The organism is Enterobacter cloacae complex sp. Mu1197 (assembly GCF_040059225.1).
GTDB lineage: Bacteria > Pseudomonadota > Gammaproteobacteria > Enterobacterales > Enterobacteriaceae > Enterobacter > Enterobacter quasiroggenkampii.
Genome location: NZ_CP157375.1, coordinates 2345442 through 2370510 on the forward strand (window position 1 = coordinate 2345442; position 25069 = coordinate 2370510).

Here is a 25069-nt window from a genome sequence, read left to right on the forward strand (position 1 = left end):
CACTATTCTGCAATGGTTCTGTCATTTTCATTTCGTAGACTCGCTCGCGTCTAACGCCTTGTAAATGAAGCTAATTATGAACCTAACGCAAATTTTCCGCCGTATTGCGCAGCGTCTCACCCCCCGTCACTTTGGCCTGCTGACGGGCATCTTTTGCATCATTGGCCTTTTCTCCGCGCTGCAGCTCTCCTCGTCACTCCTGCTTAATGCCTCCCTGAACGAAGCCCAGCGCAACGAGCAGCACAACCTGTTGGCCTGGCAGCAGCAGAGCAAGCTGGATTTGGCTCGCGTCTCTCTGCTGGCCGCAAGCGATCTCCTTAACCGCTCCGGTGTCTGGTTTATGCAGGATAAAGAGACCGGCTCCGACGGAAGCTGGCATAGCCTGATGGATGACGCGCAAAAGGCGCTGACGGTTTCGCAGCAGGCATGGAAGGCCTGGCTGGCGCTGAATCCACCGAAAGACGACGCGCTGGTGAATAGCTATCAACTTTTCTACGGTGCGATCAAAGAGCAGGCGGAAGGTCTGGTCAAAACCAACACCATCGACGCTTTTTTTGCCGTTCCGGCGCAGGCGTTTCAGACGGATTTTAACGACAACTATGCGCGCTATCAGCAGGCAAGCGAGAAGCAGGCGATGCAGGGGCGTCAGAGCCTCATGGCGCAGCTCTCCGACCTGCAAACGTTATTCCTGTTTGCCCCGGTGCTGTTAGTCGCCATCGCCGCTGTCGTCTGGTTCGGTATGTCCCGATGGGTGATTACACCGCTGCGTCGGCTCATCGCGCATATCAACCGGCTGGCAGCAGGGGATCTCTCCGGCACGCCGCCGAACGTTATGCGCTTCAATCGCGAGATTGGGCAGCTTAGCGACAGTATTGCCACGATGCAGCTTGGCCTGCAGCAGCTGGTGACGCAGGTCAGCCATGCCACGGCGACCATGGTGGAGAACATTGATGCCCTGGCACAGGGTAACCAGAAGCTGTATCAGCAGTCGGCACGTCAGGCGAAAGAGCTTGAGGATGTGACGGCGCATATCGCGGCGCTGGAAAGCCACGTTGAAGGCAACACCGGGTATGCCAGACTCGCCAGCGCCCGGGCCGATGAAGCGCGCCAGGCAGCCGTGGGGGGAGACCAGATGATGTCGACCGTAAACGCGTCGATGCAGGCGATCGTCGACCGATCGTCCGAGATGCGCGGGATCGTGGCGATGATCGACAGCGTGGCGTTTCAGACGAACATCCTGGCGCTGAATGCCGCTATTGAGGCGGCCCATGCCGGAAATCAGGGGCGCGGATTTGCCGTCGTTGCCCGGGAGGTTGGGCTGCTGGCCAGAAAGAGCAGCCACTCGACGCAGACCATTCAGGAGCTTATCAACCGCTCGGTGCAGGGGATTGAAGACGGTTCTCGTGCCGTCACCCTGATGGAAGAGAATCTGCAGCAGGTCACCGGTCTGGTGGGCAATTTAAGCAGTTTGCTTAATGAGATCTCCACCGCCACGCTCAGCCAGGGAGACAGTATTCACCAGATGACGCGTCAGCTTCAGTCGCTGAACCAGGTCTCCCGTCAGACGGATTTACTGGTCTCTGACGCCTCGGATGCTTCTGAACGTCTGCAAAAGCAATCCGATCTTTTATTGCAGGCCGTTTCGCGTTTTCGTCTTAGTGCCTGACGCAATACATAAGCCTCTGTTATACTCGCAGCCCGTTTTAGCCTGAGGGCAAGGAGCAAAGTGTGGCTGCGGTCATCCATAATGAGATGTTGGACGAGATTCTGGCGCAGGTTCGTCCGTTAATTGGAAAGGGGAAGGTTGCCGACTATATTCCGGCCCTTGCCTCGGTCAGCGGGAATAAGCTGGGCATTGCTATCTGTACCATCGACGGACAGCGATATCAGGCAGGGGATGCAACAGAACGTTTTTCCATTCAGTCCATTTCGAAAGTGCTCAGTCTGGTTGCGGCGATGCGGCAGTATGAAGAAGACGAGATCTGGCAGCGGGTGGGCAAAGATCCGTCCGGACAGCCTTTTAACTCGCTGCTTCAGCTCGAGATAGAACAGGGTAAACCGCGAAATCCCTTTATCAACGCCGGGGCGCTGGTGGTCTGCGATATGCTGCAAAGCCGCCTCAGCGCGCCGCGTCAGCGTATGCTGGAGATCGTGCGCCAGCTTTCGGGCGTCGACGACATTGCCTACGATCCGGTGGTGGCCCGCTCGGAATTTGAACACTCCGCCCGTAACGCGGCCATCGCGTGGCTGATGAAATCCTTCGGCAATTTCCATAACGACGTGGCGACCGTCCTGCAAAACTACTTTCATTACTGCGCCCTGAAGATGAGCTGCGTTGAGCTGGCTCAGACGTTCCTGTTCCTGGCGCATCAGGGGCACGCGCCGCATCTCGATCAGGAGGTGGTTTCACCTCTGCAGGCTCGCCAGGTTAACGCGCTGATGGCGACCAGCGGGATGTATCAAAACGCCGGCGAGTTTGCCTGGCGCGTTGGTCTCCCGGCTAAATCGGGCGTCGGTGGCGGAGTCGTGGCTATTGTGCCGCATGAAATGGCGATTGCGGTCTGGAGCCCGGAGCTGGATGAAACCGGAAATTCGCTTGCCGGTGTGGCGGTTCTGGAGAAACTGACCCAGCGTATGGGACGTTCAGTCTACTGATGTCTGACCTGGATCCTCTTTTTTCCCGTCTGGCGCGATCGACGTTTCGCTCGCGCTTTCGCTTAGGCGATAAGGAACGGCAGTACTGCTGGGACAAAGGCCCGGATACCATTGACCAGCATGCCGCGGATTTTGTTGAAAAGCGTCTTGCCCCTGCACAACCTGCAAACGACGGGAAACAGACGCCCATGCGCGGTCACCCGGTGTTTATCGCCCAGCATGCTACCGCCACCTGTTGTCGGGGCTGCCTGGCAAAATGGCATAATATTCCACCCGGTGTTCAGCTCACCGCGCAGCAGCAGCAGTATATCGTCAGCGTCATTCACCACTGGCTGGTACTGCAGATGAACGCCTAAATTTGACAAGTTATGATCCCGCTGTATTTGTGTTATAGATGCATCTTAAGTGAGCTCCGATCGTGCTGACGACCGCAATAATTGCCATAAGCTTTCATATGGAATGATATCTAATGCGTTCTGCTCTTACCGCTTTCAGACCGTTCCAGCCTGACACGCCGCTGCGAAATGCATCGACGATCTTTATCCTCACCACCTTGTTCTATTTTGTGGGCGCGGAATTACGTCTCGTGGAGGCCTTGTCGCTGTTCTGGCCACTCAATGGCGTGATGGCAGGGATCTTTGCCCGTTATGTTTTCCTGAATCGCCTGCATTACTATGCGGTATCCTATGTCGCGATGCTGTTGTACGACGCGGTCACGACCAGCTGGGGGATGGCCTCCGTGGTGATCAATCTGTCTAACATGGTCTTTATCGTCGTTGTGGCCGTGCTGGTTCAGCGTGACAGGCGGTTGATGAAGAAAACCCCCGATCCGCTTAACGCATTACGCCTGTTCAACTACTGTCTCATTGCCGCGCTGCTATGCGCGTTGCTCGGCGCGGTAGGTTCGGTCGGGATTGACAGTCACACCTTCTGGCCGTTGTTTGCCGACTGGTTTAGCGAGCAGTTCTCAACCGGCGTGCTTGTTGTGCCGTGTATGCTCACGCTGGGCATGCCCGTGCGCGAATTCAGGTTGCGTCTTGAGCAACTGTTACCGGTTATTGCGCTGATTGTCTCGGTGGTCGCGTCGGTGGTGATCGGCGGAGCGGGGAGCCTCTCTTTTCCTCTGCCTGCGCTTATCTGGTGTGCGGTACGCTACCCATTGCCTGTGACCTGCTTGCTGACGTTTGTCACGGGCGCCATAGAAATTATTCTGGTCGCCAATTCGGTGATTAATATTGCCGTGGCGACGCCGTTTACCACCCCAATGATGTTTTCTGCCCGGCTGGGTATTGCCACGATGGCGATCTGTCCGGTGATGGTTTCCGTCAGCATGGCTGCCATTAATTCCCTGATCCGTCAGGTTTCCCTGCGGGCGGATTATGACTTCTTAACGCATGTTTACTCGCGTTCCGGGCTTTATGAGGCGTTAAAACACGAAGAGACGCACCGGCACTCGCGTTTTCTGACCGTCATGCTGCTGGATATCGATTACTTCAAAAGCATTAATGATAACTATGGCCACGAGTGTGGTGACCGCGTGCTGACGTCATTTGCCAGACAGGTTCAACAGGTTGTCGGCGAAGACGGCATGGTTGCGCGAATGGGCGGGGAAGAGTTCGCGGTGGTGGTAAACTCTGGTAATGCGCAAAACGGTTATGAACTGGCGGAGCGTATCAGAACCACCGTCGCCAGCCACCCTTTTACGTGGCGCCACCAGACGCTCTATCTGACGGTCAGTATTGGCCTCGGAAGCGGAAAGTCTGAGTCATGGCAGTTGACCGAGGTCTTTAACACGTTGATGGCCGAAGCGGACGATCATCTTTATCGTTCAAAAAAAGCGGGTCGAAATCGTACCAGTGCCCGGATGTCGGACGAGCAGGTTGCCGCGACCTCCGGGAGTGAAATATAGCTGCGTTAATCGTCATAAGGCATTGACGTGAATAGCAAGCGGCTTAACAGGATGTTCGAACACTGACAATGTCTCTGTTTAAGCTACGCTTTTAGTAACGCTTTACGTCAGGAGACATTATGAAAGCACCTGCAACCCCTGAAAATGAAACAGACAGACTGAACTCGCTGCGCGAATCCGGTTTGCTTGAGATCGACAGCTCCCCGGCGTTTGACCGGCTAACACGTCTGGCAAAGCGCTTCTTCCAGGTGCCGCTGGCGATGGTCAATCTGATTGATGAGCATTCACTTATTGTGAAGTCGGCCGACGGGCAGGCACCCAATTCCGTACCGCGTAACATTTCGTTTTGTGGCCATACGATCCTCACCGAAGCACCGCTGGTGGTGGGAGACATGCTGCAGGACGATCGTTTTGCGGATAATCCGCTGGTGGCCGGTGAACCTCGCGTGCGTTTTTACGCGGGCTTCCCGCTGCGCCTGCGTGACGGCGCGAGCGTGGGCTCGCTCTGCCTGATTGACTACGCGCCCAGGGAGTTTTCAGCGGCCGATCTCGCCGTGCTGGGGGATCTTGGCGCGCTGGCTGAAGATGAGTTTGCCGCTATCAGCGCGGCGACAACGGATGAATTAACGGGTTTATTCAACCGCCGGGGCTTTAATCAGCTGGTGCGGTTCACGCTTTCCGTTGCCCGACGCCGGGCTGAGCCGCTCACGCTCGGCTGGCTGGATCTGGATCGCTTTAAGGAAATCAACGATCAATACGGGCATGAAGAGGGCGATAAGGCGCTGAAAGCCATGGCGCAACTGATGCGTGCTTCTTTCCGTGAAGCGGATCTGCTGGTGCGTTTTGGCGGGGACGAGTTCGCCGTGCTGTTTGCGGATACGGATGAGCAGGGGGCCTGGATTGCCATGCAGTATCTCGCTGAGCAGGTGGAACACTATAACGCCCGCAAGCTGCATCCCTGGTCGCTTCATTTCTCATGGGGGCTTAGCGAATTCGATCATAACGGCAATGACCTGCAGCAGTGGTTAAAAGATGCCGATGAAAAGATGTACGCCATGAAACAGCAGCGCCAGCGCGCCCGGTGACATAACAAAAGCCTATGTCCGATCCGCTTGCGTTAATAAGTTGTTAAATACAAAGTGAGTGTATTCAACGTAAGGAAAAACAATGAATACCTCACTGCAAATCAAAAATCTCACCCGGGAAGAGATCCTCACCCATCTTGATGCGCTGGCCGGGATCCTCGAAAACTGCGTAAACGGCGGGGCATCCGTCAGCTTTATGCTTCCTTATGGCCTGGATAAGGCCCGTAATTTCTGGCGCGGTATTGCCGAAAGCGTCGCGCGTGGCGAGCGACTGGTGCTTGCCTGCGTCGATGCGCAGGACGGCGTCATCGGAACGGTGCAGCTGATCACAGACCAGCCGGAAAACCAGCCGCATCGCGCCGATGTGGCGAAGCTGCTGGTCCACGAGAAAGCGCGCCGGAAAGGGGCCGCGATGGCATTGATGGAAGCGCTGGAAGCTGAGGCCAGAGCCAGAGAGATTTCGGTGCTGGTGCTCGATACCTCCACCGGCAGCGGGGCCGAGACCTTCTACCAGCGTGCTGGCTGGCAAAAGGTTGGTGAGATCCCGCGCTATGCCCTGATGCCGGACGGTGCCATGACATCCACGTCCGTGTTTTATAAGTTTTTATAATTTTTCTGCACAACTACGCGACGTATTGATCAAAACAGGGTTTCTGGTCGTTAAGTTTTGATAAGTTATCGTACCAATCTTATCAGGCTGTATGACTAATCATAAAAGGAACCTCTTGTGAACACGCTCAACCGTCGCGATTTTCCCGGTGCTCTGTATCCCGAACGCATCATTCAGTTTGGTGAAGGCAACTTCCTGCGCGCGTTTGTCGACTGGCAAATTGACCTGTTAAACGAACATACCGATCTTAACGCCGGCGTGGTTATCGTCCGTCCGATTCAGAGCGACTTCCCGCCGTCACTGAATACGCAGGACGGTCTCTATACCACGCTCATTCGCGGTCTGAATGAGAAGGGTGAGGCGGTGAGCGCGAGCCGGCTTATCCGCTCCGTTAACCGGGAAATCGACGTCTACGGCCAGTATGATGCGTTCCTGAAGCTGGCACACAATCCGGATATGCGCTTTGTTTTCTCGAATACCACCGAAGCGGGTATCAGCTACCACGAGGGTGACCGGTTCGACGATGCCCCTGCGGTGAGCTATCCGGCGAAGCTGACGCGTCTGCTGTTTGAGCGCTTTAGCCACTTCAACGGTGCGGCTGACAAGGGCTGGATCATCATTCCCTGCGAGTTGATTGACTACAACGGTGACGCACTGCGTGAACTCGTCTTGCGCTATGCGCAGGAGTGGGCGCTGCCCGCCGCCTTTATTCAGTGGCTCAACGACGCCAACAGTTTCTGCTCGACGCTGGTTGACCGTATCGTGACGGGGTATCCACGTGACGAAGCGGCTGCGCTTGAAGCTGAGCTGGGTTATCACGATGGGTTCCTGGACACGGCCGAACACTTCTATCTGTTTGTTATTCAGGGGCCAGCATCCCTTGCCCGCGAACTTCGACTGGATAAGTACCCGCTAAATGTACGGATTGTCGACGACATCAGGCCCTACAAAGAACGCAAAGTTGCCATTCTGAACGGGGCGCATACGGCGCTGGTGCCGGTCGCCTTCCAGGCCGGGCTGGATACGGTAGGCGAGGCGATGAATGATGCGGAGATCTGCGCGTTCGTCGAAAAAGCAATTTATGAGGAGATCATTCCGGTCCTCGATTTGCCGCGTAACGAGCTGGAATCTTTCGCCAGTGCGGTGACTGGGCGTTTTCGTAACCCTTACATCAGACACCAGCTGCTTTCCATTGCGCTTAACGGTATGACCAAATACCGTACCCGCATCCTGCCGCAGCTGCTGGCAGGGCAGAAGGCAACGGGGCAATTACCGGCACGTCTGACGTTTGCCTTAGCCGCGTTGATCGCGTTCTACCGCGCGGAGCGTAACGGGGAGAGCTATCCGGTGCAGGATGATGCGTGCTGGCTGGAATGCTATCAGCAGCTCTGGGCGCAGCACCGCGATCGGCAGTTGAGCACCCGTGAGCTGGTACAGTCGGTGCTCAGCGCACGCGAACACTGGGAGCAGGACTTGACGCAGGTAAGCGGTCTTGTCGACCAGGTCACGCTGGACCTGGATGCCATTCTGCTGAAGGGCATGCGCGCTGCGGTTAAACCGCTTTGCTAATGCGTTCACCCGGCTTCGGCCGGGTTTGAATACGATCTATTTAGTTACAACATACTATTGTCTTTGTTTTTAAAAAACACATGCAGCACTGTGCGAATTTCGCTAATCAGGGGAGAAAATGCAATGTCCCGTTAACAAGCTTGCAACGGTGACGGGGATCTCGTTTAATAGCCTCGCTCTTTTCTTTCCTGAAACTCACTATGATCGTTCGTCCTAAACAGCACTGGCTACAACTGATTTTTGTCTGGCACGGTTCGGTACTGCCTAAGATCTATACCCGATTGCTGCTCAATTTCCTGCTTTCTATTGCCGTTATCCTGATGTTGCCGTGGTATACCTCGCTGGGCATCAAATTTACCGTGGCGCCATTCAGCATTCTCGGCGTGGCGATCGCTATCTTTTTGGGTTTCCGAAACAACGCCTGTTATTCACGCTACGTTGAGGCTCGTCTGCTCTGGGGGCAGTTGATGATAGCGGCACGCTCGCTGTTTCGCGAGGTAAAAAACACCTTGCCTGACGATAAGCAACTTGGCGAATTCGTGCGACTGCAGATTGCTTTTGCCAACTGCCTGCGGATGACCCTGCGCCGGGAGCTGAACGCAGAGCAACTCTCTCGCTATCTTTCTCCGGATGATTTACGTCAGGTGATGAACGCCAGCGCGCCCGCGAACCGTATTTTACTGATCATGGGGGAGTGGCTGGCCGTGCGGCGACGTAACGGGCAACTCTCAGACATCCTGTTTCACAGCCTGAATAACCGTCTGAACGATATGTCCATCGTCCTGTCCGGCTGCGAGCGCATTGCGACCACGCCAGTACCGTTTGCCTACACGCTGATTTTGCACCGTACGGTCTATCTGTTCTGCATCATGCTGCCGTTTGCGCTGGTAGTGGATCTGCACTACATGACGCCCTTTGTCTCGGCGCTGATTTCATACACCTTTATCTCGCTGGACACCCTGGCGGAAGAGCTGGAAGACCCGTTTGGCACAGAAGATAACGACCTGCCGCTGGACGCCATCTGCAACATGATGGAACGCGATCTGCTGCAGATGAACGACGAGGAGAATATTCCGGAAAGGCTGGTGCCGGATAAGCACTATCAGCTGACCTGACGGGCGTTCCACTCGTCGCGGGTGATCTCCCACAGCTCGGAGTCCAGCATCCCGCTGACGTAGGCTTTCTTCTCCGTCCTGATAAGCCGCATGCCGCTACTGTCTGAAATACGACGGGAGCGGCTGTTAGCAGCGGCCTTCGGGGCCCGCAAAACGGATTTGTTTAGCGTGTTGAACCAGTAATCCGTCGCGGCAATGCTGGCTTCGCGCATATATCCCTGACCCTGGAACTCCGGTGCGAGCCAGAACCCGCGGTTGTTATCCTCGACGTCGTACAGGCAAATAATGCCCATCAATTCATCCGGCACCTCACGTCGCCGGATGCTCCAGAACCAGGCAATCCCTTTCGCCATATCCGGCAGCGCCACGTTGTTGACATAGTTTTCCGCGCCGTTATCCGGATAGGGCCAGGGTACGGAAGAGACCATATAGCGGACGATCTCCCAGCGCGGATACAGCGTTTGTATCTGGACGGCATCTTCCGCAACCAGCGGTTTCAGCAGTAAACGTTCTGTCGTGAGCGTCGGTATTGTCATGCGCGGATCTCCCTATTTAGGCGTTATGCTTTTGTTTGCGTTCTGGTATTTACTAAAGGGCGCTTGAGATTGCTGACAAACCCTGTCATAAACAATTTAGCCGTCTTTCTTGCCGGGTGGCGCTGCGCTTACCCAGCCTACACAGTGCCAGGATATCAATATATAGCACGTTACATTGTAGGCCCGTGCAAGCGTAGCGCCGCCGGGCGAAACATACAACATGCACTTTATAGCGCCCTAAAGTGAGGAATGCATGAGAGTTATCGTAAGACCTTTACGCGCAGAGGACTATTCCCAATGGCGACCGTTGTGGGAGGGTTACACCCATTTTTATGATTGCTTCCTCGAGGAATCCGTCACCGCAGCGACGTGGGAAAGGGCGCTCTCAGCGCATTCATCGATGTTCTGCCGGGTCGTGGAGAAGGACGAAAAGGTCATCGGTTTCGCAATGTGTGTTCTGCATGAAGGCACCTGGTCAACCGCGCCGATCTGCTACCTGGAAGATCTGTTTGTTGATGCTGCCGAACGCGGGGCGGGAGCCGGTAAGGCGCTCATTGACGCTCTGATTGACGAAGGCAAGCGCGAAGGGTGGTCGAAACTGTACTGGGTCACTCGGGAAAACAACCCGGCGCGTAAACTCTATGACAAATATGGTGAAGCTGACGATTACATCCGCTATCGTCTCTCCCTCTAAAACTTCAGCGCCTGTGTTTGTATCACACTGTATCAGCGTCCCGGATACATACACAGGCTTGCAATAAACCCGCTTTCGCACATATCCGCTATACATTGAGGTGTTGTGATATCCCCGTGAATTGTACTCAACCGGAGATACCAACATGTTCAGCAAACTTGCTTACTCAACCCTCGCACTGACCGTTTCGCTTGGCACCGTGATGTCCTGTCAGGCCGAAGTCACCGGCACAAACGTCGCCGCAGCCTTTGATCATCCTCAGCAAATTAATGCCGGCGATCTGAATGTCGGTTATGTCGACATTGGCCCGAAAGACGGTCAGCCGGTTATTTTACTGCATGGCTGGCCCTACGATATTCACAGCTATGCCGAGGTTGCACCCGCACTGGCGGCAAAAGGGTACCGGGTCATTGTGCCGTCTCTGCGCGGCTACGGTACCACGCGTTTCCTGTCAGCAAACACACCGCGCAACGGCCAGCCCTCGGCGATGGCGAAAGATATCGTTAATCTGATGGATGCCCTGAATATCAGGCAGGCGGTATTTGCAGGATATGACTGGGGCGCCCGGACGGCGGATATCGTCGCGGCGCTGTGGCCTGAGCGCGTAAAATCACTGGTGTCGGTGAGCGGGTATCTCATCAGCAGCCAGCAGATTGGCAAACAGCCGCTGCCGCCAAAAGCAGAGCAGCAGTGGTGGTATCAGTTCTATTTCGCCACCGCGCGCGGTGCTGAAGGCTATGCCAAAAACACGCATGACTTTGCGCGCTTAATCTGGTCGCAGGCCTCGCCTGACTGGAAATTTAGCGATGCGGTCTTTAACGCCAGTGCCAAATCCCTCGATAATCCGGACCACGTCGCGGTGACGCTCAGTAATTATCGCTGGCGTTTAGGGCTGGAAAAAGGCGAGCGTAAATACGACCGCTACGAGCAAAAACTGGCCACGCTGCCGAATATAACCGTCCCAACGATCACCATCGAAGGCGGCAACAACGGCGCGCCGCATCCGGCACCGCAGGCCTATGCAGCTAAATTTACCGGCAAATATGAGCACCGCACCTTCGGCGCAACCGTGGGGCATAACCCACCTCAGGAAGATCCACAGGATTTCGTAAAGGCAGTTATCGACGCGGATAAGCTGTGAAATGTGCTATTTTCAGTACGTTACCCTTCGGTCTGGAGAGTTCGGTGGAACATATTGACCACATCCTTGTCGTCGATGACGACAGGGATATTCGTGAACTGATTGTCGATTATCTCGGTAAGTCTGGCTATCGCGCGACGGGCGCGGCCAACGGCAAAGAGATGCGTAGCGTACTGGATAAACAACATATCGACCTGGTGGTGCTGGACGTCATGATGCCGGGAGATGACGGTCTCACGCTATGCCGGCAGATACGCAGCGGCAAACATAAAGATCTGCCCATCCTGATGCTGACGGCGCGCAATGAGGAGACGGACAGGATCCTGGGTCTGGAGATGGGGGCGGATGACTACGTGGTGAAGCCGTTTGTTGCCCGTGAGCTTCTGGCACGCATCAAAGCGATTTTACGGCGTTTTCGCACGATGCCGCCCAATTTACAGGTGACAGAAGCAGGGCGGCTGGTGATGTTCGGTGAATGGCAGCTCGATACCGTTGCTCGCCACTTAATCGACCCGGAAGGGGTGATTGTGGCACTCAGTGGGGCGGAGTATCGTCTGCTGCGCGTTTTCCTGGATCATCCGCAACGCGTGCTGACCCGTGACCAATTGCTCAATCTGACGCAGGGTCGTGACGCCGAACTGTTTGAACGTTCTGTCGATCTGCTGGTAAGCCGGGTTCGCCAGCGTCTCAATGAAGATGCCCGCACGCCCGCCTATATCAAAACCGTGCGCAGCGAAGGTTACGTCTTTACGATGCCGGTGACCATCAAAGAGGTTAACGAATGACGCTCTGGCCACGCTCTCTGCTGGCCCGTTTGCTGATCGTCGTACTGTCCGGTTTGCTGCTGGCTAACGCCCTGAGCCTGACGCTGGTCATGACTGAACGCATGCACAGCGCGCGCACGGTGATGCTCGGTAATCTGGAAAACGATGTCGCAACCAGCGTCGCCATTTTAGACCGCTTACCGGCCAGCGAACGCGCCGCCTGGCTGCCTCGGCTTGAACGAGGTAACTATCGTTATATTCTGGGCACAGGAGAACCCGGCGCAGCGCCGACGGATAAGCGTTCGCAAGATGCCATCCGAACCTTAAAAGCGACGCTTGCCGCGCATTACCCGCTTAGCTTTACCGCGGTTCCCGGCGCCATTTCGCATATTCAGGCCCATCTTACGTTACGCGATGGCGCGCCGCTGACCATTGACCTGATCCCGCGCATGCCGCCCGTCGCCAGCTGGCTCCCGATCGTTCTCGTCCTGCAGCTGCTGGTTCTGGCCGTCTGCGCCTGGATCGCCGTGCGGCAGGTGGTACGGCCTTTTTCACACTTTACCCGCGCGGTGGACGCGCTGGATCCGGCGGCCAGCACGCCAATGACGGAAAAGGGGCCGCTTGAGGTGCAGCGGGCAGCGCATGCCTTCAACGCCATGCAGGCGCGCATTCAGTCTTATCTCCGGGAACGCGCACAGATCCTGGCCTCGATTTCCCACGATCTCCAGACGCCCATTACTCGCATGAAGCTGCGTGTCGAAATGGCCGGGGAACCGGAACTACGCGACAAGCTCCTCAATGATCTTGATAGCATGTCTCGTCTGGTGCGAGAGGGTATCGCGTATGCCCGGTCATCAGAATCACTGGAAGAGACGTCGCTGAAGCTGGAGCTGAACGCCTGGGTCAACAGCATCGCCAGCGATTATCAGGACATTGGTAAAAACGTGCAGTTTCAGGCAAGCGAAACCCGCTTGCCCATTGTCACGCGTCCACAGGCGCTTCGTAGAGTGATGACTAACCTGCTGGATAATGCGCTGAAGTTCGGCGGCGGTGCCGTCATTGCCATTGATATTTCGTCTGCCGAAGAGGTGGTGATTCACATTGTGGACGACGGGCCGGGAATACCCGAAGCCGAACTGGAGGCGGTTCTGCAGCCGTTTTATCGGGTTGAAACCTCGCGTAATCGCGATACCGGCGGGACAGGTCTCGGCCTGGCGATTGCCGCGCAGTTGACCGCACAGCTGGAAGGAAAACTCAGGCTGGCGAACCGCGCCGGAGGCGGACTGGATGTCGCCATTACGCTACCGCGTCGTGCGTAAAATTGTACGGCTTTGTATCTCCTGGCCTGGGTGATACAGAGCCAGACAAAAACCGAGCGTTTACACATATCCTGAACACATCAGGACGATGAAATAGCCTCACTGCAGTGTCGCAGGACGTGTAATGTGAGGTCATTATGTTTCTGTTAATCGCTTTTCTGGGCGGGATGATAAGCCTGCTCAGCCCATGTACGCTCCCGGTTATTCCACTCCTGTTTGCCGGTTTTCAGGGGCAACGACGACATATTGTGGCCCTGCTCGCAGGGATGGTCGTGATGTTCACCCTGGTGGCGATGGTCGTCACCGTCGCCAGCGAGTGGATAACAGAGGCGACCATTGTCGGGCGCTGGATCGCGCTCGTCATTCTGGCCACCGCCGCGCTGGCCTTAATTTTCCCGTCTTTCGCCCAGCGTATTGCCGGTCCGGCCGTCAGCGCGGGAAATGTCCTCAACACCCGAAGCGGGCAAACGCGCGGAATGGCATCGGCATTTCTGGCCGGGCTTGCGGTAGGACTGCTCTGGTCTCCCTGCGCGGGCCCCATCCTGGGAGCGATCTTCAGCATTAACATTGCGGGGCATTCCGCCATTACCACCGGCGCACTGCTGGCTGCCTATGGCAGCGGATGCGCGCTGATGCTGGGATTACTCGTCATTGGAGGCCGCACGCTAATGACCCCGCTGAGAGCAAAATCGGCACTCATGGCGAAGCTGCGTCAGGGGGCGGGGGTGGCGATGTTAGCGGCAGTCGTCCTGAATGCGACGGGGATGACCTCGTTGCTGAAAGGCGCTAACGGCGTCGCAGACCGTCTTGAGACCGCGCTCTTAAACCTGGCAAAACCCGCAACTGCGACGGTGAAGCTCCAGCCGGTGGCAATCGCTGAGCCCAGTAGCCAGCTGCCTCCGCTAAGCGGTGGAACAGGATGGATTAACGGTGACCCTGTCACGTCTGAATCATTGCGAGGGAAGGTTGTTCTGATTGATTTCTGGACCTGGGACTGCATTAATTGCCAGCATACGCTCCCACATGTGCGGGAGTGGGCTACAAAGTATCAATCGCAGGGTCTGGTGGTGATTGGGGTTCACACCCCGGAATACCCCTGGGAAAAACCGCTTTCGTCGGTTAAAAATGCGGTGAAAAAGTGGCAACTGCCGTATCGGGTCGTGACGGATAACAACTATCAAATCTGGAATGCGTTCGGCAACCAGTACTGGCCAGCGCATTACTACTTTGATGCTAAAGGGCAGCTGCGCTATACCGCCTTTGGCGAGGGGGATTATGCGCAGCAGGAAAAGGTTATCCAGCAGTTGCTCAAAGAAGCCCGCCTGTAATCGGATCAGGGCTGGCGTTGAGCCACGATAAACAATCGAGGAAAAGCCAGCAGTATCTGCCCGTTTTCCTGAAGCGGATACTGCTCTTCCAGCAGTTCATGGTAGCGTTTCAGGAAACGTTTCTGTTCGCTCTCATTCAGTTCCTGGAGCCAGGGCCGCAGGCCGGTGGCGCTTACCCAGTCAATAATGGCCTGATGAGAGCTCATTTTGTGATAATAGGTTGTCCGCCAGATATCCACGTCACAGCCAGCCTCCGACAAAATATCGTAATAAGCATGTACGCCCGGCAGAGGTTCGCGGCCCCGGTCTGGGTAGTCTTGCTCCAGCGCCACTTCACGCATCGCCACATGAGTGGGTTCCAGCCAGTTGTCGGGCATCTGGATCGCCAGCACGCCATTTAACTTAAGCAGGGAGACAAGATACGGCAGGAGATCGTAATGGTCCGGAACCCATTGCAGCGACGCGTTGGCATAAATCAGGCTCAGCGGCTGACCAGGCTTGTACTGCCGGATATCGGCCTCAACAAAGTGGCAGTCAGGTAAGGCGGCGCGTGCTTCCTCGAGCATAGCAGGGGAGTTATCGACCCCGGTGATGTGCGCAGAAGGCCAGCGATGCTTCAACAGCGCCGTGCTGTTGCCCGGACCGCAGCCCAGATCGGCGATAGTCGCAGCCTCATCCAGAGGAATTCTGGCGAGTAATTCGGCGGCTGGGCGCGTTCTTTCTGCGCCAAATTGCAGGTAAAGAGAAGGGTTCCAGTCGGCCATCATCAATTCTCCGTCTTACATGATTCAGCAAGAATAGCACAGGCAGATGTCTGTAAAGCGGTACCGACGAGGGTTTTGGGCAGATGAAATCAGCAGAGTCAGTAAAACGAAGGGAAAGTAGAAAAAATAAGCAAACGGAAATATTACCCCTTAAAAGATTAAGGGGCAATGTTTTTATTGTAATTATTTTGTGATTATTGTTTTTTAATATTTTATCGGCAAAGTGCTTCTTATGCTCTGTACCCGAAACTTTAAATATTAGATAATCATCGATGGGTATATCCCTGGTGTTTCGTAGGTCTTTGACCTCCTGACCGCTTAGTTTTGCGAGAACTTCGTGGTCAGGTACTTTTTAAGTATAGGGAATATGCGGCACAATGAAAGCTGTCCTTAAAGACAGGTGATAATAGTTTCAGGTGTTATTATCAGGAACAAGAGCATGAATTCTGTCATTGAATTTTTTTTACACGACTACGATGATTTACCACCAGCATTAGCACACGAACTCTACCGACTCAGAAGAAAAACTTTTCGGGACCGACTCGACTGGAAAGTGGAATGCATCGAAGGTATGGAAAAGGATCAGTTTGATTCCCATAACACGACATACTTGCTGGGGATGTATGATGGACAGCTGTTATGCGGCGCGCGATTTATTAACGCAACGCAGCCGACAATGATAAGCGAGATCTTTCACAACTATTTCGATAATCCCATTGTTTTTCCAGCAGATGTTCCCTGCTGTGAAGTGAGTCGTTTATTTTTAGATAAAGAAACACGAGACTCTGCAAGTCTGCAGGGCGTGCCCGCCAGTAAAGCATTGTTTCTTGCAATGAATATTTATTGCCTAAAGAAAAAATATCACGGGATGTACGCAGTAGCCAGTCGTGGTATGTATGCCATATTTCGCCATGCAAACTGGAAAGTTGAAGTAATTCAGCGCGGTGTCTCTGAAAAAGGGGAAGTTATTTATTATATTTATATGCCTGCCAGCCCCAGCATTATTGAAGACATTATTAGCAAAGATAAATCCAGTCACTGGCTTCGCGAAATGCTCGAGCATTTACGCCATTTATAACCAGTGGCTGAGGCTCAGTCCTCCAGTAACCGGAGTTCCGTTCCAAGTTTTATTGCGTGTCTGGCATTATTTACACCGAGTTTTTTCATTATATTGCCCATGTGAAATTTAACGGTGCGCTCAGCAATAGACAAAATAACCGCAATTTCTGCGTACGTTTTCCCGGCGCTGACCCATTTAAGGATTTGGCGCTCGCGTGGCGATAAGAAAACATTCTTCTTCTGCTGATGCTGACTATAAAGATTGAGTGTCTTCTGATGTAACTGAACAAGGAAGCGTAGAAATTGCGGTCGATATTTCTCTATGTCAATGCCAGAATGCTTAGGACTGATGACGGATAAGACCACAAGATTATTCAGATAGTCATGGAGAGGAAACGTCTGTCCCTGGTAAATATCATACTGGACACTTTCGTCGAAAATGCGTGTCAGGTTGTAACCATCCGACAGGACGACATCACTTTCCCAGAAAAAATCGTCAACACAGCGCAAAGCCCGAATAATGACAGGGTCAATGAACTGATATTTTCTTTCAAGATAGATATTAAACCACTCGGGACTATTATTGAGTATCCTCATCTGCGAAGGATCTTTCTTGTTCATAATAGCGTAGGCGAAGACGATCCCTTTGAAATCCTCAAAAAACGCGTCCAGCTCACTCTGAATTTGCGTGTTAATCGTTATGTCGTTGTAATATGTATCCTTCACGTGAGTTGCTGCCTCCTGTTCGAGTGGAGGAGCAAGTATAATATGCTTCGTTATCTGTAGCGAGTCGCATTTTAATCCAGACAACCGATGAGACAGGCTACCTCAGCAGGCAGCCTCTTGAACGTTTGGCATTTTTGAATGATAAATGCAGGTGACTCAGGGAATAGTTGATGATTTTATCGAATTTCGGAATCGCTCACTAATTATAGTAGGCTGCAAAATTTAGGAGGTTTTCCGCTTTTCATCCGGGTAGCGCACAAGCGTACCGATTTCGTACGCCTTCAAATCAGGATGTAAACCAGTCGGTTACAGAATACCTTTCAGGGCAACATGATAAAGCAGCATGATGGTTTTACCGTCGACAATCTTGCCCGTTTCAATGCTGCGTAATGCCTCTTCAAGCGTCATTTCCAGCACATCGATATCTTCCCCCTCGGCCTTGATCCCACCGCCTGCGCCGGTTCTGTCATCTGGCTGGTACTCGGCAAGATAAAAATAGAGTTTTTCCGTGACGGAGCCTGGGCTCATATAGGCTTCAAAGATTTTCTGCACGCGCGAAACGTGAAATCCGGTCTCTTCTTCCGCTTCTGCTTTTATGCGGCTTTCGGGATCCATGTTGTCCAGCAATCCCGCGGCAGCTTCAATTAAATCGTCCTGGTGGCCGTTGATAAAGACAGGGAAGCGGAACTGGCGCGTCAGGATCACCGTCTTTTTCTCACGGTTATAGAGAAGAATCGTCGCGCCGTTGCCACGGTCATAGACTTCCCGATGCTGCCGTTGCCATTCACCATCACGTCGCTGGAGGTCAAAGGTATATTTTTTAAGGATGTACCAGTTGTCAGAAAGGGTTTCACTGTCGATGATGCGCACATCTGCACGTTTTGATTGCACGATTGTTCCTCCTTACGTAGAGTAATGATCATAAACAGCAATATCATGCATGTTCAAGATAAAACATGCAACATCAGGAATTCATGATGCTCACCAGTCAGCGAAAACAATTGATCCTTGAAAAGCTGGGTGCCGAAGGGCAGGTCCAATCAAAAGCACTCAGCATTCTTTTTGACGTCTCTGAAGACACCATCCGGCGTGATCTGCGCGAGCTGGCGGCAGAAGGGCGTTTGCAGCGTGTTCATGGCGGCGCGCTGCCGTCATCTTCCGCTATAGCTCCGTTTGCAGAACGGCAATCCGTGAAGATGGATGCGAAAAAACGGGTGGCCCGGAAAGGAGCACAGCTGATTTCATCAGGCCAGGTGGTGATTGTCGACGGTGGCACGACTACCTCGGAGCTGATTACATTTTTCCCTCCTGACTTGCGCATCACCGTGGTGACGCACAGCCCAAGTATTGCTTTGGGGCTCGTTGATCATCCTTCCATTGAGGTGATTTTAATCGGCGGACGCTTGTATAAACACTCGATTGTTGCGGTCGGTGCTGCGGCCATCGAAGGCATAGAGAATATACATGCAGACCTGTTCTTTATGGGAGTGACCGGTATTCATCCCGATGCGGGGCTGACAACCGGTGATTTCGAAGAGGCATGCATCAAACGTGCATTTTCCGGCAGAGCCGCGGAAACGGTCGTTCTGGCGTCTCCGGAAAAGATCAACACAGCGTCGTCGTTTGTGATTGGCGATGTATCTTCAGTGAATACCATCGTCGTTGAAGACGGTACGGATAAGGATTGGATCCGCGCGGTATCGGAAAAGGGGGTATCCGTCGTGCTGACCTCAGATCGTGACCGCCTCTGACAGCCAGCCTTTAACGTCAGGCTGGCAGGCGTCCTGGCTTACGCTTCTGGAATGTTCTCAAGCGCGGTATACACGCTGAGACCATATTTTCTGGCTACCTCAATGTCCATATCGGCACCTTTAGACGCACCGGCAATACGATAAATCGCATCGCATTTTGCGATGAGCCGGTGAGCAACGGGGTACAGCATCGCTTCGCTGATTTCATCACCCACCGTTTTTGAGCCTGCGGCTTTTGCCAGCGGCAAAGCAAGCCATTCACCAATGACCGGGATGTGGCCACGCTGGTAAACGGCTAATGCTGCGTTTTCGAGACGCGCCAGATTCTCATCAATTCGCGCCTGAATACCATCGGTTCCGCTGCGATAGGGACCGGCAATTAAAATCAACTGTTGTGTCATTAATACCTCTGTCAGCGTTATTGCATGAAACTGCACATTTACAGAGGATACCTTACGCCATTACCGGCCTGAAATACAACACTTCGTGCAATAACGTGCAAAAAGTCGCATGAGCATTTTGACAAAGTCGTTGTGCTACCGGCTCTCCGGTGCATGGCACACGGCCTCGATGTTATGACCATCAGGTGAGATGACAAAAGCGGCATAATAATTTTCACCGTACGGTCGTAATCCCGGCCCGCCGTTATCACGTCCGCCAACGCGCAGCGCGGCGTGGTAAAAATCATCAACCTGCTGACGTGTAGTAGCCACAAACGCCAGATGCAGAGGCGCAGGTTTATCATTCGTCTGGAAAAGGCAAAGTGAAACGTCGCCAGCGCTCATTTCAACACCGTAATCTGGCGCGCCTTCATCAATGAGTTCCACACCAAGCGGGCGAAGCGCCTCAAGGAAGAAGGTTTTACTTTTTTCATAATCGCTGACGCCGAATTTAACATGGTCAAACATTATCGACTCCTCAAAAGAGATAGAGAAATGAAGAGTATAGAAGGTGAGAGGAGTCGAATATGATCAAGGGCGTGCCTATGTGACAGATGTCTCGCTACAGAGCAGACCGTTTCCGCCCAACAAATGTCCAGCGCAGGTAGTCGTAGAGCCAGTTAAACAGCATCGTGTACGGCAGGAAAAACAGTACAAGACCGATCTCTACAAAAAAAGCCTCCGTCACCGTTAAATTCAGCATCACCATTGCCACAGGAATTAACGTGATGATAAGGCCAACTTCAAAACAGGCCGCATGGAGCGCGCGGACCAGAAATGTTCTTTCAAATCGGTATTTTTTCTGAAGAGAGTCAAAGAATTTGTTAAACACAAAATTCCAGGCCGTGGCGGTTAGCGCGGATATCACGGACAGCGAGCCTGACTGGAGTACCGACACGTTCATCAGCCAGGCAAGCGACAGCGCGATAATAACGTTGGCCGTCACTTCAAAAATGACCGCGTGGAAAATCCTTTCTCTGACACTTTTATCTAATACAATTTCCATAAGTTTACGGCAGCAGTGGTCAAAGGCTGAAGTATATCAAACGTCTTTCAACCATGTGTAAACGTAGAGGTTGGGTTGTGTGGGTATCATGACAGCATGAACGCGTGAAAAGGCGACTGCACGAGCTCTGAATGGGCCAGGACAATCTCGACCGAATAAATCCAGATTTTGAGGAATCATACATTGGTGCGCATAATGTATATTATGTTAAATTAGGTGTACCAATAACCCAGTCTCGATTCTCTACGTGATAACCCGGCCTTCCCACTAACAAACGCCCTTTTTTTAAGGAGCGTATCAGTAACGTCAATAATCACTGAGAGGCTTCGCAGCCGATTAATTCTCAGTCATCTGGCGACGATGCTGTTCAGCCTGCTGCTGATGGCTAGCCGAAGACTGTCCGTTATTCGCCGTTTCGTGTGCAATCGCCGCTTTCTCGTGTTCATTCATCGCAGAAAACGACGTCGCTGTTTCGTTAGTACTGCATGGACCGTTTTTGATCATCTCCTTATGCATGTCAGCCATGCTCTGGTGTGCAGCTTCTGTGTTGTTTTGCATCATGTCATGAGACATTACCTGTTCGTTGTTGTTTGTCTCTGCAGCCCAGCTGGATGCAGAAACCGCCAGGATGGCAATAACAGTTAAAAGGAACTTTTTCATGGTTGTATCTCCGAAGTTAAAGTGCTCAACAGTTGGTGGCCTTCTTTATAATGAATTATAAAAACCGGCCGCTGTTTATCGCATGACTGGCGAGTGACATTTCTGTCACTCCAGGGGCTTAATCCCTACCCTGTTTCGGGACTCAAGGAGTGAGAGAGGCAAAACTTTGATTATTCGAATAATTAGAAGAGCATCCCGTCGCCTGCAACACTGTAACGAGGTGGCTACCAGCATAAGCAATACCTCCCCGACACAGCTGCAACAGCTAAAGACTCAGTTGGCTGAAGAAATGGGCAAACCTGTGGGTCTACACACCATGGGTATTCCGGCGGCAATCAGCACTCTCGGGGTAATTGTCAGCTTCGCGATTCCTCAGCTGTGGTTGGGCTATGGCGTACTCGCCGCACTCGGCCAGCCAGCCGAACGCGTATTCGTGTGGGTTGTGCTGATCGCCCTCCTGTTCGCAGGCATCAACGGCGTGACGATGTTTATGATTGGCAAAGGCAGCATGCGCGCCGTGCGGTTACATCTTACGCTGGCGGTGATGAGTCTGGTATTAACGGCAGCCTATCTGCTGGCCGCGCTGAGCGGTAGTGCTGCTCCGGGCGTCAGTCTGACCGCTGCGATGGTGAGTACTGTCATGCTGGGGCTTAGCGGCAGCTGTATCCTCTCTACCGCTTTCTATAAGATGCTGCTATTTACGCTACATAACAGAGCCTGGCGCAAACTGATCAGCAAGGCGCGCTAAGCATTCATCCCGTAAAAACCCGCCGCTACCGGCGGGTTTTTTTATGGCTTTTTATGTCTGCGCAACCAAATTAACTTATACGCCGCAGGAATAATAAACAGCGATAGTAGCGGTGCCGTAATCATCCCGCCGATCATGGGCGCCGCTATCCGGCTCATGACTTCTGACCCGGCGCCTGTCCCCCAGAGAATGGGCAGCAGACCCGCGATGATCACCGCGACGGTCATTGCCTTTGGCCGCACGCGCAGCACGGCACCATGATAAAGCGCCTCATCAAGCCCCTGTTCGGTGAATGTTTCCTGGCGGGACAACGCCGGATGTGCTTCAACGGCATGACGCAAATACATCAGCATGACCACCCCAAATTCTGCCGCCACCCCGGCCAGGGCGATAAACCCGGTGCCGGTTGCAACTGACATATGAAAACCCTGCCAGTAGAGGAACCATATCCCGCCGACCAGCGCGAACGGCAGGCTCATCAGGATCAGCAACGCTTCATCCACGCGACGGAACGCCAGATAGAGCAGAATGAAAATGATCATCACCGTCATCGGCACCATCAGCTTCAGTTTCTTGTTGGCGTGTTCAAGCAGTTCAAACTGTCCGGAGAATGACACGCTGGTACCCGGCCTCAGCTTTACGTTCTGACCGATGGCCGTTTTAATGTCGTTCACTACGGACACCATATCCCTGCCGCGGGCATCGATATAAATCCAGCTTGCAGGTCGGGCATTCTCCGTTTTTAGCATCGTGGGGCCGGAAACCACGTTGATATCCGCCACATCACCCAGCGTGATCTGCTGTTTCATCGGCGTCAGGATCGGCATCTGCCTCAACGCGTTCGGGCTGTTCCGGTAGTCCTGAGGATAACGAATATTAATCGGGTAGCGGGCCACGCCTTCCACCGTTTCCCCCACCGTCGCGCCGCCGATGGCCGAGGAGACGAACAGCTGCACGTCGCCCACCGTCATTCCATAGCGGGAGGCTTTCTCCCGGTTGATATCAACATCGATGTAGCGCCCGCCTTCCAGACGTTCAGCGAGGGCAGACACCACGCCTGGCACCGTTTTGGCGACTGCCTCTATGCGCTGCGCCGTGGCGTCGATATCAGCCAGAACGGTACCTGACACCTTGATGCCAATGGGGCTTTTAATCCCGGTTGAAAGCATATCGATGCGGTTGCGGATGGGCGGAACCCAGAGATTCGCCAGGCCAGGCAAACGAACGGTCTTATCGAGCTCGTCAACGATCTTGTCAATCGTCATGCCGGGTCGCCACTGATCCTCAGGCTTAAGCTGAATGGTGGTTTCGACCATTTCGAGCGGCGCGGAATCCGTGGCCGTTTCGGCTTTACCGGTTTTACCGAACACCGACGCTACCTCAGGCACGGTTTTGATGAGTTTGTCCGTAGTCTGCAGGAGCGCCGCCGCTTCTGCCGGAGACACGCCTGGCAATGTCGAGGGCATATACAGCAGATCGCCTTCGTTGATCTTCGGTAAAAACTCGCCACCCACCTGGCTCAGGGGCCAGATAACCGTGAAGATGGATAATGCCGCAACCAGCAGGGCTGTTTTAGGCCAGTGGAGCACCCGAATCAGAAGCGGATGATAGGCGTTAATCAACAGTCTGTTCAGCGGGTTACGGGTCTCGGCAGGGATTTTACCCCGGATCCAGAATCCCATCAGAATGGGGATCACGATGATGGCCAGCGCGGCCGCCCCCGCCATGGCGTACGTTTTCGTGAAGGCCAGTGGACCAAACAGCCGCCCTTCCTGACCCTCGAGGGTAAAGATGGGAATGAACGACAAGGTGATGATCAGCAGGCTGATAAACAGGGCTGGCCCCACTTCAACGGAGGCACTGGTGATCACCTGCCACCGGGTGGCGTTGTCAATCTGTTCCCCCGGATGCTGGTGATCCCACTCTTCCAGCCGTTTATGCGCATTTTCAATCATCACGATGGCGGCATCCACCATTGCACCGACGGCAATGGCAATACCTCCGAGCGACATAATATTGGCGTTCAGCCCCTGGAAATGCATGATGATGAAGGCAATACACAGGCCAAGCGGCAGAGAGATAATCGCCACCAGCGCCGAGCGAATGTGCCAGAGAAACAGCGCGCAGACGATGGCCACCACGATAAACTCTTCGAGAAGCTTGCCGCTCAGGTTATCAATGGCCCGGTCGATGAGCTGGCTGCGATCGTAGGTGGTCACAATCTCAACGCCTTCCGGCAGGCTGGCCTTCAGCGTCTCCAGCTTATCTTTCACCGCCGTGATGACCTCGCGCGCATTTTTACCCGAACGCAGGATCACCACGCCGCCCGCCACTTCACCCTGCCCGTTCAGCTCGGCAATACCGCGGCGCATTTCCGGCCCTGTTTGTACGCGGGCAACGTCACGCAGATAGATCGGTACGCCGTTTTCGCCGGTTTTCAGGACGATGTGATTGAAATCATCGATGGTCTGCAGATAGCCGCTGGCCCGCACCATATACTCCGCTTCCGCGATTTCTACGGACGATCCCCCTGCTTCCTGATTAGACGATTCAAGGGCCTGCTTAACCTCCGGCAGGCTGACGCCATACTGTGCCAGCTTTAACGGGTCAACCTGAATCTGATACTGCTTCACCACGCCGCCGACGGAGGCCACCTCGGCCACGTTCGGGATCGTTTTCAGCTCAAACTTCAGGAACCAGTCCTGCAATGAGCGCAGCTCGGCGAGATCGTGTTTTCCGCTGCGATCCACCAGCGCATATTCAAATATCCAGCCCACGCCGGTGGCATCCGGGCCGATCTCGGAACTCACGCCAGCAGGGAGTTTGCCCTGAACCTGATTCAGATACTCCAGCACGCGCGAACGGGCCCAGTACAAATCAGTGCCATCTTCAAAAATGACATAGACATACGAATCACCAAACTGCGAAAAGCCGCGCACGGTCTTCGCGCCGGGAACCGACAGCATGGTGGTGGTGAGTGGATAGGTCACCTGGTTTTCAACAATCTGCGGGGCCTGGCCGGGATAGCTGGTTTTGATAATCACCTGAACGTCAGACAGATCGGGCAAGGCATCGACCGGCGTATTGATGATGGTCCATGTTCCCCAGACGCTGAGAAACAGCGCCCCCATCATAACCAGGAAACGATTAGCCACTGACCGCCGGATAATCCATTCAATCATCATCGTCT

General features: G+C 53.9%; 25 protein-coding genes. 16 read left to right on the forward strand and 9 right to left on the reverse strand.

Going from position 1 to position 25069, the window contains the following annotated elements; translation table 11 throughout:
• The first annotated feature begins 76 nt into the window (after positions 1–76).
• The 8 genes from ABFV38_RS11140 (at position 77) to ABFV38_RS11175 (ending at position 8943) form a co-directional block, all read left to right on the forward strand.
• Positions 77–1666 (forward strand): methyl-accepting chemotaxis protein, encoded by a 1590-nt coding sequence (locus ABFV38_RS11140; protein ID WP_348959395.1) that lies wholly within the window; start codon positions 77–79, stop codon positions 1664–1666.
• Positions 1667–1728: 62 nt separating this feature from the next.
• Complete coding sequence (gene glsB / locus ABFV38_RS11145) at positions 1729–2655, forward strand: glutaminase B (protein WP_045910537.1); 927 nt, start codon at positions 1729–1731, stop codon at positions 2653–2655.
• Positions 2655–3011, forward strand: a complete 357-nt coding sequence (locus tag ABFV38_RS11150; protein WP_069719235.1) for a DUF4186 domain-containing protein — start codon at positions 2655–2657, stop codon at positions 3009–3011. The genes glsB and ABFV38_RS11150 overlap by 1 nt, the downstream gene beginning before the upstream one ends.
• Before the next feature lie 113 nt (positions 3012–3124).
• Positions 3125–4564: a GGDEF domain-containing protein gene (locus tag ABFV38_RS11155; RefSeq protein WP_348959396.1), complete on the forward strand. Its 1440-nt coding sequence runs from the start codon at positions 3125–3127 to the stop codon at positions 4562–4564.
• 119 nt (positions 4565–4683) lie between these two features.
• On the forward strand, positions 4684–5649 hold the full coding sequence (locus ABFV38_RS11160) for a sensor domain-containing diguanylate cyclase (RefSeq protein ID WP_348959397.1): 966 nt from the start codon (positions 4684–4686) through the stop codon (positions 5647–5649).
• Positions 5650–5731: 82 nt separating this feature from the next.
• Positions 5732–6259 carry a GNAT family N-acetyltransferase gene (locus ABFV38_RS11165; protein ID WP_348959398.1) on the forward strand — a complete coding sequence of 176 codons (528 nt, stop codon included), beginning with the start codon at positions 5732–5734 and terminating at the stop codon, positions 6257–6259.
• 117 nt (positions 6260–6376) lie between these two features.
• Positions 6377–7828: a tagaturonate reductase gene (locus ABFV38_RS11170; RefSeq protein WP_348959399.1), complete on the forward strand. Its 1452-nt coding sequence runs from the start codon at positions 6377–6379 to the stop codon at positions 7826–7828.
• 200 nt (positions 7829–8028) lie between these two features.
• The gene (locus ABFV38_RS11175) at positions 8029–8943 is read left to right on the forward strand and encodes a bestrophin family protein (protein WP_262763778.1); all 915 of its coding nucleotides are present in this window, start codon (positions 8029–8031) and stop codon (positions 8941–8943) included.
• Here ABFV38_RS11175 and ABFV38_RS11180 read toward each other — a convergent pair.
• Positions 8931–9479, reverse strand: coding sequence for a GNAT family N-acetyltransferase (locus tag ABFV38_RS11180; RefSeq protein WP_045910544.1), 549 nt, complete (start codon positions 9477–9479; stop codon positions 8931–8933). The two genes, ABFV38_RS11175 and ABFV38_RS11180, sit on opposite strands and share 13 nt — an antisense overlap.
• A 253-nt stretch (positions 9480–9732) precedes the next feature.
• Between ABFV38_RS11180 and ABFV38_RS11185 the strand changes: the two genes are divergently transcribed.
• The 5 genes from ABFV38_RS11185 to ABFV38_RS11205 all read left to right on the forward strand — a co-directional run bounded on the left by ABFV38_RS11185 (position 9733) and on the right by ABFV38_RS11205 (position 14725).
• Positions 9733–10173 (forward strand): GNAT family N-acetyltransferase, encoded by a 441-nt coding sequence (locus ABFV38_RS11185; RefSeq protein WP_348957250.1) that lies wholly within the window; start codon positions 9733–9735, stop codon positions 10171–10173.
• A gap of 145 nt (positions 10174–10318) precedes the next feature.
• Positions 10319–11314, forward strand: coding sequence for an alpha/beta hydrolase (locus ABFV38_RS11190; protein WP_063621625.1), 996 nt, complete (start codon positions 10319–10321; stop codon positions 11312–11314).
• Positions 11315–11358: 44 nt separating this feature from the next.
• Positions 11359–12099 (forward strand): response regulator, encoded by a 741-nt coding sequence (locus tag ABFV38_RS11195; RefSeq protein ID WP_348959417.1) that lies wholly within the window; start codon positions 11359–11361, stop codon positions 12097–12099.
• The gene (locus ABFV38_RS11200; protein WP_235401767.1) at positions 12096–13397 is read left to right on the forward strand and encodes an ATP-binding protein; all 1302 of its coding nucleotides are present in this window, start codon (positions 12096–12098) and stop codon (positions 13395–13397) included. Before ABFV38_RS11195 ends, ABFV38_RS11200 begins: the two co-directional genes overlap by 4 nt.
• Before the next feature lie 137 nt (positions 13398–13534).
• Entirely contained in the window at positions 13535–14725 is a 1191-nt protein-coding gene (locus tag ABFV38_RS11205) for a cytochrome c biogenesis protein/redoxin (protein WP_348957251.1), read from the forward strand.
• Between the two features lie 5 nt (positions 14726–14730).
• Here the strand turns inward: ABFV38_RS11205 and tam are convergent, their stop codons facing one another.
• Positions 14731–15489, reverse strand: coding sequence for a trans-aconitate 2-methyltransferase (gene tam / locus ABFV38_RS11210; protein WP_348959418.1), 759 nt, complete (start codon positions 15487–15489; stop codon positions 14731–14733).
• A gap of 439 nt (positions 15490–15928) precedes the next feature.
• Here tam and ABFV38_RS11215 point away from each other — a divergent pair, with 439 nt between their 5' ends.
• The gene (locus tag ABFV38_RS11215) at positions 15929–16567 is read left to right on the forward strand and encodes an acyl-homoserine-lactone synthase (protein WP_048223222.1); all 639 of its coding nucleotides are present in this window, start codon (positions 15929–15931) and stop codon (positions 16565–16567) included.
• Positions 16568–16581: 14 nt separating this feature from the next.
• Here ABFV38_RS11215 and ABFV38_RS11220 read toward each other — a convergent pair whose 3' ends face one another.
• Positions 16582–17274 (reverse strand): LuxR family transcriptional regulator, encoded by a 693-nt coding sequence (locus ABFV38_RS11220; RefSeq protein ID WP_048030459.1) that lies wholly within the window; start codon positions 17272–17274, stop codon positions 16582–16584.
• Positions 17275–17580: 306 nt separating this feature from the next.
• The gene (locus ABFV38_RS11225) at positions 17581–18165 is read right to left on the reverse strand and encodes an NUDIX domain-containing protein (RefSeq protein WP_045910554.1); all 585 of its coding nucleotides are present in this window, start codon (positions 18163–18165) and stop codon (positions 17581–17583) included.
• A gap of 86 nt (positions 18166–18251) precedes the next feature.
• On the opposite strand from ABFV38_RS11225, the gene ABFV38_RS11230 reads away from it, so the two are divergent.
• Positions 18252–19025, forward strand: a complete 774-nt coding sequence (locus ABFV38_RS11230) for a DeoR/GlpR family DNA-binding transcription regulator (protein ID WP_223540555.1) — start codon at positions 18252–18254, stop codon at positions 19023–19025.
• A 38-nt stretch (positions 19026–19063) separates the two neighbouring features.
• On the opposite strand, the gene ABFV38_RS11235 is transcribed toward ABFV38_RS11230, so the two are convergent.
• The 4 genes from ABFV38_RS11235 to ABFV38_RS11250 all read right to left on the reverse strand — a co-directional run bounded on the left by ABFV38_RS11235 (position 19064) and on the right by ABFV38_RS11250 (position 21131).
• Positions 19064–19426 carry a DUF4406 domain-containing protein gene (locus ABFV38_RS11235; RefSeq protein ID WP_048030456.1) on the reverse strand — a complete coding sequence of 121 codons (363 nt, stop codon included), beginning with the start codon at positions 19424–19426 and terminating at the stop codon, positions 19064–19066.
• Positions 19427–19561: 135 nt separating this feature from the next.
• Positions 19562–19933: a VOC family protein gene (locus ABFV38_RS11240; protein ID WP_069719226.1), complete on the reverse strand. Its 372-nt coding sequence runs from the start codon at positions 19931–19933 to the stop codon at positions 19562–19564.
• Between the two features lie 94 nt (positions 19934–20027).
• Positions 20028–20471: a PACE efflux transporter gene (locus ABFV38_RS11245; RefSeq protein ID WP_348957252.1), complete on the reverse strand. Its 444-nt coding sequence runs from the start codon at positions 20469–20471 to the stop codon at positions 20028–20030.
• 336 nt (positions 20472–20807) lie between these two features.
• Entirely contained in the window at positions 20808–21131 is a 324-nt protein-coding gene (locus ABFV38_RS11250; RefSeq protein ID WP_348957253.1) for a Silver-binding protein, read from the reverse strand.
• A 301-nt stretch (positions 21132–21432) separates the two neighbouring features.
• Between ABFV38_RS11250 and ABFV38_RS11255 the strand changes: the two genes are divergently transcribed.
• Positions 21433–21879 carry a hypothetical protein gene (locus ABFV38_RS11255; protein ID WP_325818348.1) on the forward strand — a complete coding sequence of 149 codons (447 nt, stop codon included), beginning with the start codon at positions 21433–21435 and terminating at the stop codon, positions 21877–21879.
• 41 nt (positions 21880–21920) lie between these two features.
• Here ABFV38_RS11255 and silA read toward each other — a convergent pair whose 3' ends face one another.
• On the reverse strand, positions 21921–25061 hold the full coding sequence (gene silA / locus ABFV38_RS11260; RefSeq protein ID WP_348959419.1) for a Cu(+)/Ag(+) efflux RND transporter permease subunit SilA: 3141 nt from the start codon (positions 25059–25061) through the stop codon (positions 21921–21923).
• Between the last annotated feature and the right edge of the window lie 8 nt (positions 25062–25069).